Origin of the sequence: Streptomyces sp. NPDC047130, assembly GCF_040643475.1 — a bacterium.
Classification (GTDB): Bacteria; Actinomycetota; Actinomycetes; order Streptomycetales; family Streptomycetaceae; genus Streptomyces.
The window spans coordinates 212,443-229,241 of record NZ_JBEYUK010000005.1 but is presented as its reverse complement, the minus strand read 5'-3'; the positions used below and the strand labels follow the sequence as shown (position 1 = coordinate 229,241).

Genomic DNA, 16,799 nt, shown 5'->3' with positions numbered 1-16,799 from the left:
GCGGCGGCCGTTGCGCCGCGCGACTGATTAATCATGAAAATGGACCGATTGCTGACCCGGAGGGGCGCGTTGATCGCCGGAGCCTCCGCCTTCGCGGCGGCGGGCACGGCGGGCCTCACGTCCCTCCTCTCCACCGAGTCCCCCTCCGCCGGGACCGCCGCCGGCGCGTCCGGCCGGGCCGCGGGCGCGCCGGGCGCCCCCGGCGGAGCACGTTCGTCCGTGTCCACCTCCTACCGCCTCAGTCCGGTGGCCGGCTTCGCCCCGCCCGCCTCCCGGCCCGCCCGGACGCCCGTGCGCGACGAACCGTTCCTGCGGGTCGGCGGCCTCGGCCGCACCGTCGTCCTCACCTTCGACGACGGCCCGGACCCCCGCTACACCCCGCAGGTGCTCAAGACCCTGCGCGAGCACCGGATCCACGCCATGTTCTTCGTCTGCGGCAACATGGCGAAGGCCAACCCCGACCTGGTCAAGCAGATGACCGACGAGGGCCACGTCATCGGCAACCACACCTGGTCGCACCCGCTGCTCACCCGGCTCTCCCGCTCCGCCGTCCGCAGCGAGATGGAGCGCACCAGCGAGGTCGTCGAGAAGACCTGCGGCGCCCGCCCCGCCTGGTTCCGCGCCCCCTACGGCGCCTGGAACCGGGACGCCTACCGGTTCGGCGCGGAACTGGGCATGGAACCGATGGCCTGGACCGTCGACACGCTCGACTGGCGGACCCCGGGCGTCGGCGCCATCGCCGCCACGGTGGAGAAACAGGCCTCGCCCGGCGCGGTGGTGCTCTCCCACGACGCCGGCGGCAACCGCTCCCAGAGCGTCCAGGCCCTGCGCCGCTACCTGCCCCGCCTCCTCGACGAGGGCTACCACATCGCGGTACCCCGCCGCCGGGCCGCCTGAGCCCGCGACGACGAGGGACGGGGGGCACGGGCGGGAACAGGCGGAGGGCCCGTACGAGACGGAACTCGTACGGGCCCTCCGGAATTCGGTGCGGGGAATTGTCGGTGGGTCGGTGGGTCGGTGGTCAGTGGGTCAATGGTCAGTGGGTCTCGATCATGCGGGCGAAGACGACCACGTTCCCCGCGTAACCGTCCTGCGGTGAATATCCGCCGCCGCAGGTGATGACCCGCAGTTCGGGAGTTCCCGTGGAGCCGTAGACGCGTTCGCCGGGGAAATTGTTCTTGTCGTAGACCTCGATGCCGTAGACCTCGAAGACCGCGAGCTTTCCGTCCTTGCGCAGGACCTCGACCTTGTTGCCCTGCTTGAGGGCGCCCAGGCCGTAGAAGACCGCCGGGCCCCGCGCGTTGTCCACGTGACCCACCATCACGGAGGTGCCCTTCTCGCCGGGGGTCACCGCGCCGGTGAACCAGCCGGCCAGGTTGGGGTCCTCCGGGGGCGGGGCGGCGACCCAGCCGTCGGGGTCCAGGCCCACCGGGACGACGGGGGCGTCGACCTGGATCGCCTGGATCCTCACCCGGTCCACCTCGGAGAACGGCAGCGGGGCGGCCGCTCCGGGGAAGGCCTGGGGCCGGACCGACGCGTCGGCGGCGGCCACCGAGGTGGGCTGCGGGGGACCGGTGTCGAACTCCCCGGAACCGTTCCTGATGAGGGCGAGGCCGGTAAGGAGCACCAGCGCTATCACGCCCCAGGGCGCGCGCCGCCTCGGCCGCTCCTCCTCTTCCGCCAGTTCTGACGCAGACATCTTCGCCATTCCCCTCTCGACGCGGCCGTCGCCGTGTCTGTCGCGATAGCAGAACGCTAAGCGCCGTGTGCGGAACCGGCATCGGGGCGGAGGCGAACGGGTGGCCCCGTCAAACGCCGGTGCGCCATCCGAGTCGCCGGGGGAGAAAATATCCGGCCCACCGTGACCTGCGGCGATGAGGCATTCGGAGTTTCTCCTCGGCGTGTCGGCTCACCAGGACGGCGGAAGGCCGAAATGCGGCAGGGGACCGGTCGTCCGAGGGTCTGACTGGGAGGCGCTTTCTCGCCGATCGACCGGGGACGGGACCCGGGGCGTCTTCCGCGGAGGAACTCATGCGTACTCGTGCCCTGGCGGTCTCGGCCGCCGCGTTCGCCGCCATCGGGCTCGCTGCCCCGACGGCCGGCGCATGGTCCGACCCCACCAGTATCCAGGTCAGCCCGAGCACCATCGCCCCCGGCGGGCAGCTGACCGTCACCGTGGAGGGCAGCTCCTGCCGGATGCCGGGGTCCACCGTGTCCTCGCCGGTCTTCCCGTCCACGCCGCTCAGCCCGGTCAGCGGCAGCAGCAGCAAGTCCAAGGCCACCGTGCGGGTGAACAGCAACGCCACCGCCGGGTCGCACAGCATCACCGCGCACTGCGGCGAGGGCAAGACCCTCACCCGCTCCAACGCGTTCACCGTGCTCGGCGGTGTCCGCGGTGGTCTCGGCGGCAGCTCCCTGACCGGCGCGACGCCCACCGACATCGCCATCGGCGGCGGGCTGGTCGCCGCCGCGGCCCTCGGCGGCGGGTTCTTCTGGATGCGCCGTCGCGCGGAGAGCCGTATCTGATTCCGTCCAGCGTTCCGGGGAGCGTCGCACGCGTCGGCGTCCCGTCCCGCGCCCCCTAGGGGCCCGGGGCGGGACGCCGTTCCCTTGTCCGCCGCCGCTTCCGTCGCCCCACGGCGTCCCGGGCTCATCCCCGGGGCTCGCCGCCGGAGGCCTTGTCCGCCGCGGCGGCGGGCCGGGTCAGACGGTGGGCGGCGCCCAGCGCGCCGGTCACCAGCAGCGCGCCCAGCCCGAGGTCGCCCAGGTCGAACCCGGCGACCGTCCCGCCGTCGCCCGCGTGCGAACCGTGCTCCGGAGGAGCCGGCGGGACGGTCGCCGCGGGCGGCGGGGAGGGGGTGGCCGACGACGCGCTCGCGTCCGGGCGGTCCGGCCGGTCCGGCCGCTCGGGAACCGGCGCCGGGCGGGTGGGCCGGGCGGTCGGCCCGGGCCGGGCCGCGCGCACCCTGAGCTCCGTCACCCCCGTCTCCAGGCCGCAGCGGAACGAGACCTGGTGGACCGTGCCGGGACGCGCGTCCGCGTCCACCCGGGCCCGTGCCGTCGTGGTGCCCCTGGGCAGGGTGACGGTGGGGAAGAGAGCCGAGGAGACCTGCGCCGCGTGCCGGCAGCCGTCCACCGACAGGGTGACCCGGCCGCCCGGCGCCACCGCCTCCGGCGCCACGGCGAACGAGAACGAGGTGCCGCCGTCCTCCCGGTCCTCCTCGGCCGCGAACACGACGACGGGCGTGACCGCGGTGGCGGTCACGCCCAGGAGCAAGGCCGATGCGACGCGTATGACGCCCGTGACGCCCATGACGCCCTCCGGTTCTGCGCTGCGGGCCGCGGACCTGCTCCACGGCCCTGCCTGCGCAGCACGCTAGGAACGGCGGACCGCCCCCGCGATCCCGCTCGGGCGAACGGGTGACACCGCTGGGCCGGACGGGTGTTCCCGCGCCCTCACGGGTGTGGGAGCGGGAACACCGGGCGCCGTGCGGCGCGCCTCCGCGGGACAGGCACCTAGGTGCCGGCAGACGGGAACAAGGCCGTGAAGGCCCCCGCGTCCACGTCCATGCCCCGGCTGAACGGCGCGTCGAAGTCCCACACCAGGAACAGCAGGAACGCGATCAGCGCCGAGAACAGGCCGGCCAGCACCAGCTCCCGCGGCGTGCGCCGGATCTGCAGGGCGAAGACCATGCCGATGGTCACCACGGCCCCGGTGATCAGCCCGAACCACACCACACCCGGCATCGTCGCCTCGGTGGCGTCCTCGCGGGCCGCCCGCGCCTGGTCCACCAGGGTCACCTGGTCCAGCAGCGGCTGGTAGGCCTGCGCCTCGAAGTCCGAGGCGGGCTGGTAGTCGGTCAGGTCGTGCCGGAGCCGCGCCAGCAGGCGGGCGCCCTGCCCGGTGAGCTCGCCCTGGTCGGCCATCACCTTCCACTCGGTGTTCACCACGTGCCCGACGTAGGCGTGCACGTCCTCCCGGATCAGCTCGCGGATCTCGACCGGGTAGGGCCGGACCCGCTCGGAGATCTCGTGCAGGGCCATCGCCTCCGCCCGCACATGGTCCTGCGCGGCGCTGCGGGCCTCCCAGACGCCGGCGATCGCCAGGCCCAGGACGATCGCGTAGACCACGCCGATCATCATCGTCATGTACTCGATCACGTCCGGGGTGTCGTCCGGGTCGTCGTCCTCGCGCGCGGTGCGCTCCCGGATGACGGCCACCACGACGACCACGGCGCACGCCGCGGCCATCGCGAGGGCGAGTACGAGCCAGCTCGGCAAGAAGTCCTCCTGAGGGTGGGGGTCGCGGCGGCCGGACGGCGCGTCACCGCGGACGGAGCGCGGCCACGGCGATCACCGCGGGCGCCGTGATCAGCAGCGCGAGGGACACCAGCGACCGGCGGGGCCGCGGTGGCAGCGAGGGGGCGGCCGCCCGGCGGACCGGGTAGGCGACGGGCTCGGCCGAGGGCGCCGCGGACCGTTCGGGCGCCGGCCGCGGCGCCGGTTCGGGCGGCGCGGGCCGCACCGGTGCGGGAGCGGGCGGGGGAGTGCGGACGGGAGCCGGCTCGGGCGCGGCGGGCGCCGCCGGGGCGGGAGCGGGCGGTTCCGGTGCGGGCGGCGGGGGCGGCGGCGGGGGCTCGGGCGCCGGTTCCGGCGGCGGAGGCGGCGGGGGAGGCGGTGTCGGCGTCGGGGTGGGTGTCGGCGTGGGGCACCGCCCGGCCTGCGCCCACGCGCCGTCGCCGTCGAGGCGGGCCACCGCGTCCCCGGCCGCGGCCGTCATCCCGTCGGGCCCGATGACGGCGACCGGCGCGCCGGACGGCAGGACGAAGGCGTCCGCCGGCGGCACCGGGCCGACGCCCACCACCCCCGAGCCGGTGACGATCCCCGCCGCCGCCCCGCCCGGGCCGGACGACGCGTAGGCGCAGGCGTCCGCGGCGGCGGCCGTCGGCCACCCAGGGCCGGCGAGCCAGACGACCGCGGCGGCGGTCAACGCCCGTGTGGCGCGGACGAGATGATTCCGTGTTGGTCTCTCCACGCGAGTGATCATCGTCACGTCTGTCCGGTGTTACGCCGGATGTGTCATCGGTTGCTTCGAACGGGTGGATATGGCGGCGCGAAGTTGCCGACAAGTCCGTCGAATCCACCAGGGCGAGCATCCGGGCCTGATCGCTATCGGATGGTCAATTTCCGTTTCTGCTCGCATGGTTGGGTGGTTGATCAGTAGCCTCACCTCGACCCTCGGCCGTCTACTCCCCGGAGCCCCAGATGAACTGTCCTGCCCGTGCGTCGCGGAGCGTCGACGGGGGCCGGCCGGCATGACGGGCGTCCCGGACACGCCGACGGAGAAGCTGGACCGGTTCACGGCCGCGTGGAGCCGCGCCCTGCTGTCCGAGGCCCCACGGGAGGCCCCGCCCGAGGCGGTGCGCGCGCTGAGAGCCGGACTCCTGCCGGCCGCCCGGAGACTGCGGGAGGCGTTGCACGCCCGCACGCCCGACGCGTCGGCGGGACGGGCGGCGGGCGCCGCGCTGGTCGCCGTGGGCCGGGTGGACCCGGAGGCGGTGGGCCGCACCCTCGAGTGCCTGGATGCCCACGCGGCGTGCTGCCTCGGCCACGAGGGCGCCGACCCGGCCGTGCTGCGGGCCCGCGCCGTACGGGTGGGCGCCGCGCTGGCCACCGGCTTCGCCGAGGCCCTGCGCGACCGCACGAAGACCGAGCAGCGGGCCGTGGCGCGGGCGGCGCTGGGAGCCCAGGCCCAGCTCAACGAGGCGGCCACCCAGGCCCTGCACGAGAGCGAGGCGCGGTTCCGCGCCGTCTTCGAGGGCGCGGCCACCGGCATCTGGATCGCCGGCCCCGACTCCACCATCCTCCAGATCAACGCCGCCATGACCCGCATGTTCGGCGGTACCGAAGGCGCCCTGCTGGGCCGCCGGTTCACCGAGCTGACGCACCCGGAGGACAGCGCCCAGATCTGGCGGCTGCACGGCGACCTGGTCGACGGGTCGCGCGAGCACTACCGCGTGGAGAAGGCCTTCACCCGCCCCGACGGCACCGTGCTGTGGACCAACCTCACCGTCTCCCTGCTGCGGGACGCCGACGGCCGCCCCCAGTACCAGCTCGCGCTGATGGAGGACACCACCGAGCGGCGCCTGCTCAACCTCCGCCTGCGCTACGAGGCCACCCACGACGCCCTCACCGGCCTGCCCAACCGGACGCTGTTCTTCGAACGGCTGGAGAAGGCCGTGGCGGCAGGGGACGGGCAGCGCTTCGGGCTCTGCTACCTGGACCTCGACGGCTTCAAGACGGTCAACGACAGCCTCGGCCACCAGGCCGGCGACCGGCTCCTGGTCGAGGTCGCGGACCGGCTGCAGGCCTGCGCCACCGCACCCGGCGAGATGGTGGCCCGCCTCGGCGGCGACGAGTTCGTCGCGCTCACCACCGGACCCGACACCCGGCGCGGGGTCGACGAGCTGGCGGAGCGGATCATGAACGCGCTGGCCACCCCGGTGCGCATCGACGGCCGGGAGCTGGCCGTGCGCGGCTCCATCGGCATCGTCGAGGGCCCGGCCGGGGAACGGGGGGCGGCCGAGGTGCTGCGCAGCGCCGACATCACCATGTACCGGGCCAAGTCGGCCGGCGGCAACCGGTTCGAGGTCGCCGACCCCGAGGCCGACGCCCGCGCCATCTGCCGCCACGGACTCACCACCGCGATGCCCGCCGCCCTGGAGAACGGCGAGTTCTTCATCGAGTACCAGCCCCTGGTGCGCCTCCAGGACGGCAGCGTGGGCGGCGCCGAGGCGCTGGTGCGCTGGCTGCACCCGAGGCAGGGCGTGGTGGGGCCCGACCGGTTCATCCCGCTCGCCGAGCGGACCGGGCTGATCGTCCCGCTGGGCCGCTGGGTGCTCGAGCAGGCCGTGCGGCAGGCCCGTGAGTGGAACGGCGCCCTGCGCGTCAACGTCAACCTCTCGCCCTGCCAGCTCACCGACCCCGGCCTGGTGCGGGACACCGCGCGGATCCTGGAGGACGCCGGGCTGCCGCCCGAGGCGCTCTGCCTGGAGATCACCGAATCGGCGCTGGTCGGGGCGGAGGACGAGGTCCTGCGGCCACTGCGCACCCTGAGCGACATGGGCGTGGAGATCGCGCTCGACGACTTCGGCACCGGGTACTCCAACCTCGCCGGCCTGCGGCGGCTGCCGGTGAGCGTGCTCAAGCTGGACCGTTCCTTCACCCGCGGCATCCGCAGCTCGCCGGCCGACCCGGTGGACGTCAAGATCGTCGAGGGGGTGGTGCGGCTGGCCAGGAACCTGGGGCTGTCCGTCACCGTCGAGGGCGTGGAGACGGCGGCCCAGGCCGACCGGCTGCGCAAGCTGGGCTGCGACACCGCCCAGGGCTGGTACTACGCCCGCCCCGGCCCGCCCGAGCGGCTCCACGACCTCGCCCTGGCCGACGCCTGCTGACCTGGCCGACGCCTGCTGTCCGGGCCGGCGCCTGCTGTCCGGGCCGGCGCCCGGCGCCCGCGGCATCCGCTGCGTGGCGCGCGCATCGGGCGCACCCTGGAAGAAGGACATCCAGGAGGTGAGACACCATGCTGCACACCGCAGTGGGATGGCACGTGGAACTGGAATTCAAGGAGGACGACACCCGCACCCGGGCCGCCGCGCTGGTACGGCTGCCCGACGGCAGCGAGATCCGGGGCCACGGCCACGCCAGTCGGCACGACTCCGACGCCAATCAGCCGAGAGTGGGCGAGGAGGTCGCCGGCGCCAGGGCGCTGAACGACATCGCCATGCAGCTCCTCGACAAGGCGCACCGGGAGATCGACGCCGCGGCCGGCCGCCCCTCGCACCCGATCTCGGTCTGACCCGCGCCGCCGCCCCCACCGCACCGGGCGCGGCGCCGTGCCACCGCCCGGCGGTGCCCGGACCGGCACCGCGGACCGGCGGCGGGCGGCGGCGTGTCACGACACCGCGGCGCGTACGGAGCGCCCCGCCCCGCACGGAGCGCCCCGCCCCGCCCGGCGGGACCGGCGTCACCGCTCCACCAGCATCCGCTGAAGCTCCCGCGCGGCCCGCGGCGGCGCCACGTCGCTGCGGTGCGCCAGCGCCACGGCCCGTGACAGGCCGGGCGCCGCCAGCGGGGTCACCCGCAGCCCGGCCCGCGCCGCCACCATCCGCGGCACCACCGCCACCCCGAGCCCGGCACGGACGAAGCCGAGCACGGCGTCCATCTCGCCTCCCTCGACCGCGAACTCCGGCTCGAACCCCTCCGCCCGGCACGCCGCCACCGTCAGCTCGCGCAGGTCGTACCCGTGGCGGAACATCACCAGCCGCTCCCCCTCCAGATCGGCGATCCGCACCCGCCGCGTCCGGCCCCGCCCGTGCCCCGGCGGCGGCGTCTCCGGGGAGGACACCACCACCAGTTCCTCCCGCAGCAGCTCCACCGTGGTCAGCGCCGGCGACGGGGTCCGCAGCGGCAGCACCACCAGCGCCAAATCCAGCGCGCCGCGCGCCAGCTCCCGCACCAGGTCGTGCGAACCACCCTCCTCGATCACCAGCTGGACCCCCGGGTAGCGGTCGTGGAAGGCGCGCAGCACGTCGGGCAGCAGTCCGGTGCAGAGGCTGGGCGTAGCCCCCAGCCGCACCCGTCCGCGCCGCAGCTGCGCCACCTCCTGCACCTCCTGGCGGGCCGCCTCGGTGTCCGCCAGGATCCGCCGCGCCAGCGGGAGCAGCGTCTCCCCGGCGTCCGTCAGGGTGATGTTCCCGCGCGCCCTGGAGAACAGGTCGGCCCCCAACTCCCGCTCCAGCGACTTGATCTGCTGGGAGAGCGAGGGCTGGGCGACATGGACCAGTTCCGCCGCACGGGTGAAGTGGCGGGTCTCGGCGACCGCCACGAAATAGCGCAGTTGCTGCAGGTGCATGCCGCGATGATAGGTGTGGATAGGTGCTGCCTATGGAAACCAGGCGCATCATGTCTTGGACCGATCGGCCCAGGCGGTCGTACCTTCGCTGCATGGCTCTGGCAACGCGGACGGGCCGACGGCCGTCCAGGACACACGCCGTGTGGCAGTCGACCGTCGGCAAGAAGGCCGTGATGGCGGTCAGTGGCCTGATCATGCTGCTGTACCTGGTCGCCCACATGATCGGCAACCTGAAGGTCTTCTTCGGCCCCACGGAGTTCAACGAGTACGGCCACTGGATCCGCACCGTCGGCGAGCCGTTCATGCACTACGAGTGGACCCTGTGGATCATCCGGGTCGTGCTGGTGGTCGCGGTCGTCGCCCACGCCACGGCCGCCTACCAGCTGAGCCGCCGCGACATCAAGGCGCGTCCGACCCGGTACGTCCACACCAGGCGCCGCGCGAGCTACGCCACCCGGACCATGCGCTGGGGCGGCGTCATCCTCGGCCTCTTCATCGTCTGGCACATCCTGGACCTCACCACCGGCCACGTCCACGCCGGCGGGTTCCAGGAGGGCCACCCGTACCAGAACGTGGTGGACTCCTTCTCCACCTGGTACGGCAACGTGATCTACATCGTCGCCATGCTGGCGCTCGGCCTGCACGTCCGGCACGGATTCTGGAGCGCCGCCCAGACCCTCGGCGCCGGCGCCCGCGGTCGCAGCCGGGTCTTCAAGGCGGCTGCCAACGTTCTCGCACTGCTGCTCACGGCCGGTTTCGTCGCCGTCCCCGTGGGCGTCATGACCGGACTGGTGAGCTGACATGTCCTACATCCGCCACACCACCGGCGAGCCCCTCGCCGACACCAAGGCGCCCGCCGGCCCGGTGAACGAGCGCTGGGACCGCCGCCGCTTCGAGGCGAAGTTGGTCAACCCGGCCAACCGGCGCAAGCACACCGTGATCGTCGTCGGCACCGGACTGGCCGGCGGCTCGGCCGGCGCCACCCTCGCCGAACAGGGCTACAGGGTCGTCCAGTTCTGCTTCCAGGACTCCCCGCGCCGCGCCCACTCGGTGGCCGCCCAGGGCGGCATCAACGCCGCCAAGAACTACCGCAACGACGGCGACTCGATCCACCGCCTCTTCTACGACACGGTCAAGGGCGGCGACTTCCGCGCCCGCGAGTCCAACGTCCACCGCCTCGCCCAGATCTCCGTGGAGATCATCGACCAGTGCGTCGCCCAGGGCGTGCCCTTCGCCCGCGAGTACGGCGGCCTGCTCGACAACCGCTCCTTCGGCGGCGTCCAGGTCTCCCGCACCTTCTACGCCCGCGGCCAGACCGGCCAGCAGCTCCTGCTCGGCGCCTACCAGGCGCTCTCCCGGCAGGTCGCCGCGGGCAACATCGAGCTCCACCCGCGCACCGAGATGCTCGACCTGGTCGTGGTCGACGGCCGCGCCCGCGGCATCGTCGCCCGCGACCTGGTCACCGGCCGCATCGACACCTACTTCGCGGACGCCGTGGTCCTCGCCACCGGCGGCTACGGCAACGTCTTCTACCTGTCGACCAACGCCATGAACTCCAACGCGACCGCCGTCTGGCGGGCGCACCGGCGCGGCGCCTGGTTCGCCAACCCCTGCTTCACCCAGATCCACCCCACCTGCATCCCGCGCACCGGCGACCACCAGTCCAAGCTCACCCTGATGAGCGAGTCGCTGCGCAACGACGGCCGCATCTGGGTCCCCAGGGCCCGGGGCGACGACCGGCCGCCGAACGAGATCCCCGAGGAGGAGCGCGACTACTACCTGGAGCGCATCTACCCCTCCTTCGGCAACCTGGTCCCGCGCGACATCGCCTCCCGCGCCGCCAAGAACGTCTGCGACGAGGGCAGGGGAGTGGGCCCCGGAGGCCAGGGCGTCTACCTCGACTTCTCCGACGCCATCCGCCGGATGGGGCGGAAGAAGGTCGAGGAGAAGTACGGCAACCTCTTCGAGATGTACGAGCGGATCACCGCGGAGAACCCCTACGAGGTCCCGATGCGGATCTACCCCGCCGTGCACTACACGATGGGCGGCCTGTGGGTCGACTACGACCTGCAGACCACCGTGCCCGGGCTGTTCGCCATCGGCGAGGCCAACTTCTCCGACCACGGCGCCAACCGCCTCGGCGCCTCCGCCCTGATGCAGGGCCTCGCCGACGGCTACTTCGTGCTGCCGGCCACCATCAACGACTACCTGGCCCGCAACCCGCACACCGACGACGTCACCGCGGACCACCCCGCCGCCCGTGAGGTGGTCGCGGAGACCGAGGACCGCCTGCGGCGGCTGCTCGCCGTCGACGGGGACCGCACCCCGGACTCCTTCCACCGCGAACTCGGCGAACTCATGTGGGAGTTCTGCGGCATGGCACGCACCGAGAGCGGGCTGCTCAAGGCGCTGGAGCGGATCCCGCAGATCCGTGAGGAGTTCTGGCGGCGGATCAAGGTCCCCGGCACCGGCGAGGAGTTCAACCAGTCCCTGGAGAAGGCGAACCGCGTCGTCGACTACCTGGAACTGGCCGAGCTGATGTGCCTGGACGCCCTGCACCGGAGCGAGTCCTGCGGCGGCCACTTCCGGGAGGAGTCCCAGACCCCCGACGGCGAGGCCGCCCGCAAGGACGACGCGTTCTCCTACGCCGCCGCCTGGGAGTTCACCGGCACCGGCACGGCGCCCGTGCTGCACAAGGAAGACCTGGTCTTCGAGTACGTCCACCCCACCCAGCGGAGCTACGCATGAGGCTCACCCTGCGCGTCTGGCGGCAGCGGAACGCCGCCGACCGAGGCGCCATGTCCACGTACCAGGTGGACGGCATCTCCCCGGACATGTCCTTCCTGGAGATGCTCGACACCCTCAACGAGAAGCTGATCCTCGAGGGCGAGGACCCGGTCGCCTTCGACCACGACTGCCGCGAGGGCATCTGCGGCGCCTGCTCGCTGGTGATCAACGGCGACGCCCACGGTCCGGAGCGCACCACCACCTGCCAGCTCCACATGCGGTCCTTCCAGGACGGCGACGTCATCGACGTCGAACCCTGGCGCGCCGCGGCCTTCCCGGTGATCAAGGACCTGGTGGTCGACCGGGCGGCCTTCGACCGCATCGTCCAGTCCGGCGGCTACATCACCGCCCCGACCGGCGCCGCCCCCGAGGCGCACGCCACGCCGGTGCCCAAGCCGGACGCCGACTACGCCTTCGAGCACGCCGAGTGCATCGGCTGCGGGGCGTGCGTGGCGGCCTGCCCCAACGGCGCGGCCATGCTGTTCACCTCCGCCAAGGTGAACCACCTGAACGTGCTCCCGCAGGGCGCCCCCGAGCGCGAGACCCGGGTGCTGGACATGGTGGAGCAGATGGACGCCGAAGGCTTCGGCGGCTGCACCCTCGCGGGCGAGTGCGCCACGGCCTGCCCCAAGGGCATCCCCCTGTCCTCCATCACCGACATGAACCGCGAGTGGCTGCGGGCCACGGCCAAGGGGGCGCGGCGGTAGGCCGCACAAGGACGTTCGCCGACGAGGTGCGGACGGGCGGGGCCGGTGTGGTGCTCATTCCGGCCCCGCCAAGCACGCCGCGGCCTTCTCACGGGCGCCGGCGGGTCATCCGGTCCGCGGCCGCCAGCGCGGCGGCGTCGCGGGCGGCTCGGCCGGGATCCGCACCGCGAGCAGCGCCACGTCGTCCTCGTTGTGCGGTGGGCGGGACCGCTCCAGGAGCTGGTCGGTGAAGTCGTCCAGACCGTGCTGGGCCAGGGACGCGGCGTTCACCCGCAGCCGCTCCAGGCCCTCGTCGATGGCGTCGCGCGGGGACTCCACCAGGCCGTCGGTGTAGAGGACCAGGGTGGAGCCGGGCGGCAGGAGCACGGTCCCGTCGGGCCGCGTGGGGCTGGTGCCCAGGCCGAGCAGCGGCCCGTGACCCTCGGTGAGGTAGCGGGCCTCGCCGTCACCGGTCACCAGGAGGGGCGGCGGATGACCCGCGTTGGTCCACCGCAGCCGGTACTGCCCGTCCCTCGTGCCGGTGAGACGGCCGCAGATCAACGTGGCCATGGAGACCTCCGCGATGTTCAGGCACGCCAGGTCCAGCCACTCGACGATCTTGCTCGGCGGCCGCTGCTCCGACCAGCTGTAGGCGCGGAGCATGTTGCGCAGCTGCGCCATCCCCGCCGCCGCCTCCAGGTCGTGCCCGACCACGTCCCCGACCGCCAGCACCAGGGCCCCGTCGCCCAGCACGAACGCGTCGTACCAGTCGCCGCCCACCTCGGACGCCTCCTGCGCCGGGCGGTACCGGGCCGCCATGCCGATCCCGGGCACCCGCGGGAGCTGGGGGAGCAGGTGCCGCTGCATCGTCTGGCCCACGGCCCGCTGCTGCTCGTAGAGACGCGCGTTGTCCAGGGCGAGTCCGGCGCGGCGGGCGATGTCCTCCAGCAGCGGCAGATGGGCCGGCGTGTACGGCTCGGGGCGCTCGCTGCGCCCCAGGGTGAGCGCGCCGATCACGTCCCGCAGACCGCGGACGGGCGCGATGACCGCCGAGTGCATGCCGGTGGCCTCGAACAGCTTCCGCTGGGCCACGGCGATGTCCGCGTCGGGCGGGCCCTGGTAGGTCTCCGGGCCGGCGATCGACGAGGCCGCGCCCCGCAGCGCCCGGGAGAGGGGCATCGTGGACTCCGGGGGGATCGGGGGCATCGGCCCCTCGAGGTCGGGCCTGCGCACCACCCGCCCGTCCTCCTGGTGCGCGACGGAGACCCGGACCACCTCGTCGCGCTGGGTGATGAGGTCGACGACGGCCCAGTCCGCGAGCCGCGGAACCAGGAGGCGCGTCAGCCTGCGCAGCGCCTCGTCCATGTCCAGGGTGCTGGTCAGCCGGGTCGTGGTCTCGGCGAGCAGGGCCAGCCGCTCCAGCTCGGAGAGCACCCCGTGGTCCACCTCGGCGGCCTCGGCGTCCGCCGGGTCCGCGCCCTCCTCGGTCTCCGCCGCGTCGGAGCACCGCGTGAAGACCACCAGCATCAGCGGGTCGAGTCCCGGCACGTCGCACCCGGCGGCCAGCCATCCCACCTGCGCCAGCGAGCCGTCCGCCCGGGCGATCCACATGCGGTCACCCTGCGTGGGCCGCCCGGTGAGGGCCGCCTTCCGGATCCCGCACCGCGAGCGGGCCACCGTCTCGCCGTACTCGTTGCGATGCAGCAGTTCGTGGCCGTCGTGCCCCACCATGGCGCCGGCGTCCCTGTCCACCAGCTCCTCGAGGGCCGGGGTCACGGCCAGGACGGCGCCGGACCCGTCGGCGATGTACGCCGGTGCGGAGAGCGCGGCGAGCGTTCTGCCGATCGACGCCAGCGCCTCGGCCTCCGGCAGTACGCCGTCCTGGTGCTCCGCCATCGATGTCGCCGCCTCCCGGGGAACTCGGTCGGGCCGATCGGTCACGGCCCGGTCCGGTGCATGGTGCCCGCGCGGGCCCGGTGTGACGCCTCCGGACCGGGGAGATCAGCCGGACGCGTCGCCCGCCCCCTAGGCTGGGTGCGTGAAGGAGACCCGACGCCCCCTCGCCGTGTTCGACCTGGACAACACGCTGGCGGACACCACGCACCGCCGGCGCTTCCTGGAGACCAGTCCCAAGGACTGGGACGGCTTCTTCGCCGCCGCGCCTCAGGACCCGCCGCTGGCCCAGGGCATCGCCCTGGTGCTGGAGGCCGCCGAGGAGTGCGAGGTCGTCTACCTGACCGGCCGTCCGGAGCGGTGCCGCCGCGACACCGTGGAGTGGCTGGCCGCCCACGGCCTGCCCGAGGGCCCGATCCGGATGCGGAAGAACCACGACCGGCGTCCGGCCCGCCGCACCAAGCTGGAGATCCTGCGGGAACTCGCCCGCGACCGGGAGATCCGCATGCTGGTCGACGACGACGAACTGGTCTGCGACGACGCGCAGCGCGCCGGCTTCCGGGTGGTCAGGGCCCGCTGGGCCGCCGAGGCGTCGGAGGCCCTGCGGGAGGCGCAGGAGCGCGAGGGCCGCACCTGAGGGGACGACGGGGGCGGGGCGCCGCTCGGCACCCCCGCCCTCGCATCTCCTACTCGGGCTCCTCGATGCGGAACCCGACCTTCAGCCCCACCTGGTAGTGCGCGATCTCGCCGTTCTCGATGTGCCCGCGCACCTGGGTCACCTCGAACCAGTCCAGGTTGCGCACCGTCCTCGACGCGCGGGAGACGGCGTTCCGGATCGCCTGGTCGACGCCCTCGGCGGAGCTGCCGACGATCTCGGTGACCCGGTAGACGTTGTCCGACATGGAGACGACTCCTCTCCGGGGCGTCGCGGGGGACGGTGACGCCCGACACCCCTCCACCGTGCCCCATGCCGGGACGAACCGCGAGACGTCACGCTCCGCACCGCCCTCCGCACGGCAGGCCCTTGACGCGGACATTGGTCCATACCAAAATCCAGGCACCCCCCGAGCGCCCCGCGCTCGTCCCCCCACGGGTCTTTCTGCGCATCACAGAACAGGACCACCGTGAGACGTCGTCTGCTCGCCCTGATGGGCGCCTCCGTCGCGTTGATGACCACCGCCGCCTGCGGCATGCTCCCCGGCGGATCGACACGGAGCACGGTCACCGTGTGGCTGATGAAGGGCACCGCCTCCGAGGCGTTCCTGAAGAGGTTCACCACCGAGTTCGAGGCCGGTCACCCGGACATCCGGCTGGACATCCGCATCCAGGAGTGGACGGGCATCGGCGCCAAGGTCCAGGCGGCCATGGAGCCGGAGGACGCCCCCGACGGGCCGGACGTCATCGAGGTCGGCAACACCCAGGTGCCGCAGTACGTCGAGGGGCAGTTGCTCGACCTCACCCTGGAGGCGGTCCGGGACTGGGGCGTCGACGACTGCCTCCCCGGCCTCACCGACCCCGGCCGGGACCGCAACCACCAGTACGGGATCCCCTGGTACGCGGCCAACCGCGTGGTGGTCTACCGCAAGGACCTCTTCGCGCAGGCCGGGATCACCGCCCCGCCGAAGACCCGTCAGGAGTGGCTGGAAGCCACCCGCAAGCTGGACACCGGCGGCAACCAGGGCATCTACCTGGCCGGCCAGGACTGGTACACCCTCTCCGGCTTCATCTGGGACGAGGGCGGCGACCTCGCCGTCGAGCGCAGCAATGCCTGGGAAGGCGCCCTCCACTCCGAAGAGGCCCTGCGCGGCATGGAGTTCTACCGGCAGTTGCAGGCCCTGGGCGACGGACCCGTCAACGCCGACGAGGAACACCCGCCGCAGGCCGGGGTGTTCGCCGAGGGCAAGGTCGCGCAGATCGTCGCCGTGCCCGGCGTGGTCCAGACGGTCCTCGCCGAGAACCCCGAACTCGAGGGCAAAATCGGCTACTTCCCGGTCCCGGGAATGACCGCGGACAAGCCCGGCGCGGTCTTCACCGGCGGGTCGGACCTCATCATCCCCCGCAACACCGACCAGCAGAGCGGGGCGATCGATGTGATCGGCGCGCTGGTGAGCGAGAAGTGGGTCACCGACCTGGCCCGCACCATGAACTACGTGCCCAACAAGGAGAAACTGGCCGGAGCCGTCGCCGACAACGAGGGCGTGGCCGCCATGGCCGCGGGCGCCGCCCACGGCCGCGCCACGCCGTCCACACCCGAGTGGGCCGAGGTGGAGGCCGACAACCCGATCAAGCGGTACATGACGGCCGTCCTCGAGGGCGGGGACCCGCGGCGCGAGGCGGAGAAGGCGTCCGCGCTCGTCACGGAGGCGCTGAACCCGGTCTTCGGCTGACCCTTGGGGCCGGCGGCCGGCGGCCGGCGGCCGGCGGCCGGGGGCCGGAAGCCGGGGCCGGGGCCGGAGTTCGGGGGCCAGGGGCAGGGGGCAGGGGGCCCGCGACGGCGACGCGGACCCCCTGCCGGACGC

At 73.5% G+C, this 16,799-nt stretch carries 16 protein-coding genes; 9 read left to right on the top strand and 7 right to left on the bottom strand.

Annotated features, from left to right (window positions below; translation table 11 throughout):
* The first annotated feature begins 33 nt into the window (after positions 1-33).
* Positions 34-897: a polysaccharide deacetylase family protein gene (locus tag ABZ836_RS10265; protein ID WP_361141137.1), complete on the top strand. Its 864-nt coding sequence runs from the start codon at positions 34-36 to the stop codon at positions 895-897.
* 139 nt (positions 898-1,036) lie between these two features.
* Here the strand turns inward: ABZ836_RS10265 and ABZ836_RS10260 are convergent, their stop codons facing one another.
* Positions 1,037-1,699: a class F sortase gene (locus ABZ836_RS10260; protein ID WP_361141135.1), complete on the bottom strand. Its 663-nt coding sequence runs from the start codon at positions 1,697-1,699 to the stop codon at positions 1,037-1,039.
* Positions 1,700-2,031: 332 nt separating this feature from the next.
* On the opposite strand from ABZ836_RS10260, the gene ABZ836_RS10255 reads away from it, so the two are divergent.
* Positions 2,032-2,526, top strand: a complete 495-nt coding sequence (locus tag ABZ836_RS10255; RefSeq protein WP_356132954.1) for a hypothetical protein — start codon at positions 2,032-2,034, stop codon at positions 2,524-2,526.
* Positions 2,527-2,650: 124 nt separating this feature from the next.
* On the opposite strand, the gene ABZ836_RS10250 is transcribed toward ABZ836_RS10255, so the two are convergent.
* The 3 genes from ABZ836_RS10250 to ABZ836_RS10240 all read right to left on the bottom strand — a co-directional run bounded on the left by ABZ836_RS10250 (position 2,651) and on the right by ABZ836_RS10240 (position 5,035).
* Positions 2,651-3,265 carry a hypothetical protein gene (locus ABZ836_RS10250; RefSeq protein ID WP_361141132.1) on the bottom strand — a complete coding sequence of 205 codons (615 nt, stop codon included), beginning with the start codon at positions 3,263-3,265 and terminating at the stop codon, positions 2,651-2,653.
* A gap of 251 nt (positions 3,266-3,516) precedes the next feature.
* Positions 3,517-4,281 carry a hypothetical protein gene (locus ABZ836_RS10245; RefSeq protein WP_356132950.1) on the bottom strand — a complete coding sequence of 255 codons (765 nt, stop codon included), beginning with the start codon at positions 4,279-4,281 and terminating at the stop codon, positions 3,517-3,519.
* A gap of 43 nt (positions 4,282-4,324) precedes the next feature.
* On the bottom strand, positions 4,325-5,035 hold the full coding sequence (locus ABZ836_RS10240) for a hypothetical protein (RefSeq protein ID WP_361141130.1): 711 nt from the start codon (positions 5,033-5,035) through the stop codon (positions 4,325-4,327).
* 280 nt (positions 5,036-5,315) lie between these two features.
* Here ABZ836_RS10240 and ABZ836_RS10235 point away from each other — a divergent pair, with 280 nt between their 5' ends.
* Both ABZ836_RS10235 and ABZ836_RS10230 read left to right on the top strand, forming a co-directional pair.
* Positions 5,316-7,454, top strand: coding sequence for an EAL domain-containing protein (locus tag ABZ836_RS10235; protein ID WP_361141128.1), 2,139 nt, complete (start codon positions 5,316-5,318; stop codon positions 7,452-7,454).
* A 128-nt stretch (positions 7,455-7,582) separates the two neighbouring features.
* On the top strand, positions 7,583-7,858 hold the full coding sequence (locus ABZ836_RS10230) for a DUF1876 domain-containing protein (RefSeq protein WP_356132944.1): 276 nt from the start codon (positions 7,583-7,585) through the stop codon (positions 7,856-7,858).
* Positions 7,859-8,026: 168 nt separating this feature from the next.
* On the opposite strand, the gene ABZ836_RS10225 is transcribed toward ABZ836_RS10230, so the two are convergent.
* Entirely contained in the window at positions 8,027-8,914 is an 888-nt protein-coding gene (locus tag ABZ836_RS10225; RefSeq protein ID WP_356132942.1) for a LysR substrate-binding domain-containing protein, read from the bottom strand.
* 92 nt (positions 8,915-9,006) lie between these two features.
* Between ABZ836_RS10225 and ABZ836_RS10220 the strand changes: the two genes are divergently transcribed.
* From ABZ836_RS10220 to ABZ836_RS10210, 3 genes are read left to right on the top strand one after another with little or no spacing between them, the layout of a single operon-like run.
* Positions 9,007-9,714, top strand: coding sequence for a succinate dehydrogenase (locus ABZ836_RS10220; protein ID WP_361141126.1), 708 nt, complete (start codon positions 9,007-9,009; stop codon positions 9,712-9,714).
* 1 nt (position 9,715) lies between these two features.
* The gene (locus ABZ836_RS10215) at positions 9,716-11,662 is read left to right on the top strand and encodes a fumarate reductase/succinate dehydrogenase flavoprotein subunit (RefSeq protein ID WP_361141124.1); all 1,947 of its coding nucleotides are present in this window, start codon (positions 9,716-9,718) and stop codon (positions 11,660-11,662) included.
* Positions 11,659-12,408 (top strand): succinate dehydrogenase/fumarate reductase iron-sulfur subunit, encoded by a 750-nt coding sequence (locus ABZ836_RS10210; protein WP_356132936.1) that lies wholly within the window; start codon positions 11,659-11,661, stop codon positions 12,406-12,408. The genes ABZ836_RS10215 and ABZ836_RS10210 overlap by 4 nt, the downstream gene beginning before the upstream one ends.
* Positions 12,409-12,513: 105 nt before the next feature.
* Here the strand turns inward: ABZ836_RS10210 and ABZ836_RS10205 are convergent, their stop codons facing one another.
* Positions 12,514-14,283, bottom strand: a complete 1,770-nt coding sequence (locus tag ABZ836_RS10205) for a GAF domain-containing SpoIIE family protein phosphatase (RefSeq protein ID WP_361141122.1) — start codon at positions 14,281-14,283, stop codon at positions 12,514-12,516.
* 142 nt (positions 14,284-14,425) lie between these two features.
* Between ABZ836_RS10205 and ABZ836_RS10200 the strand changes: the two genes are divergently transcribed.
* Positions 14,426-14,917 carry an HAD family acid phosphatase gene (locus ABZ836_RS10200; RefSeq protein ID WP_356132932.1) on the top strand — a complete coding sequence of 164 codons (492 nt, stop codon included), beginning with the start codon at positions 14,426-14,428 and terminating at the stop codon, positions 14,915-14,917.
* A gap of 49 nt (positions 14,918-14,966) precedes the next feature.
* Here ABZ836_RS10200 and ABZ836_RS10195 read toward each other — a convergent pair whose 3' ends face one another.
* The gene (locus tag ABZ836_RS10195) at positions 14,967-15,182 is read right to left on the bottom strand and encodes a dodecin (protein WP_356132930.1); all 216 of its coding nucleotides are present in this window, start codon (positions 15,180-15,182) and stop codon (positions 14,967-14,969) included.
* A gap of 222 nt (positions 15,183-15,404) precedes the next feature.
* Between ABZ836_RS10195 and ABZ836_RS10190 the strand changes: the two genes are divergently transcribed.
* The gene (locus tag ABZ836_RS10190; protein ID WP_361141120.1) at positions 15,405-16,667 is read left to right on the top strand and encodes an extracellular solute-binding protein; all 1,263 of its coding nucleotides are present in this window, start codon (positions 15,405-15,407) and stop codon (positions 16,665-16,667) included.
* Positions 16,668-16,799: the final 132 nt, after the last annotated feature.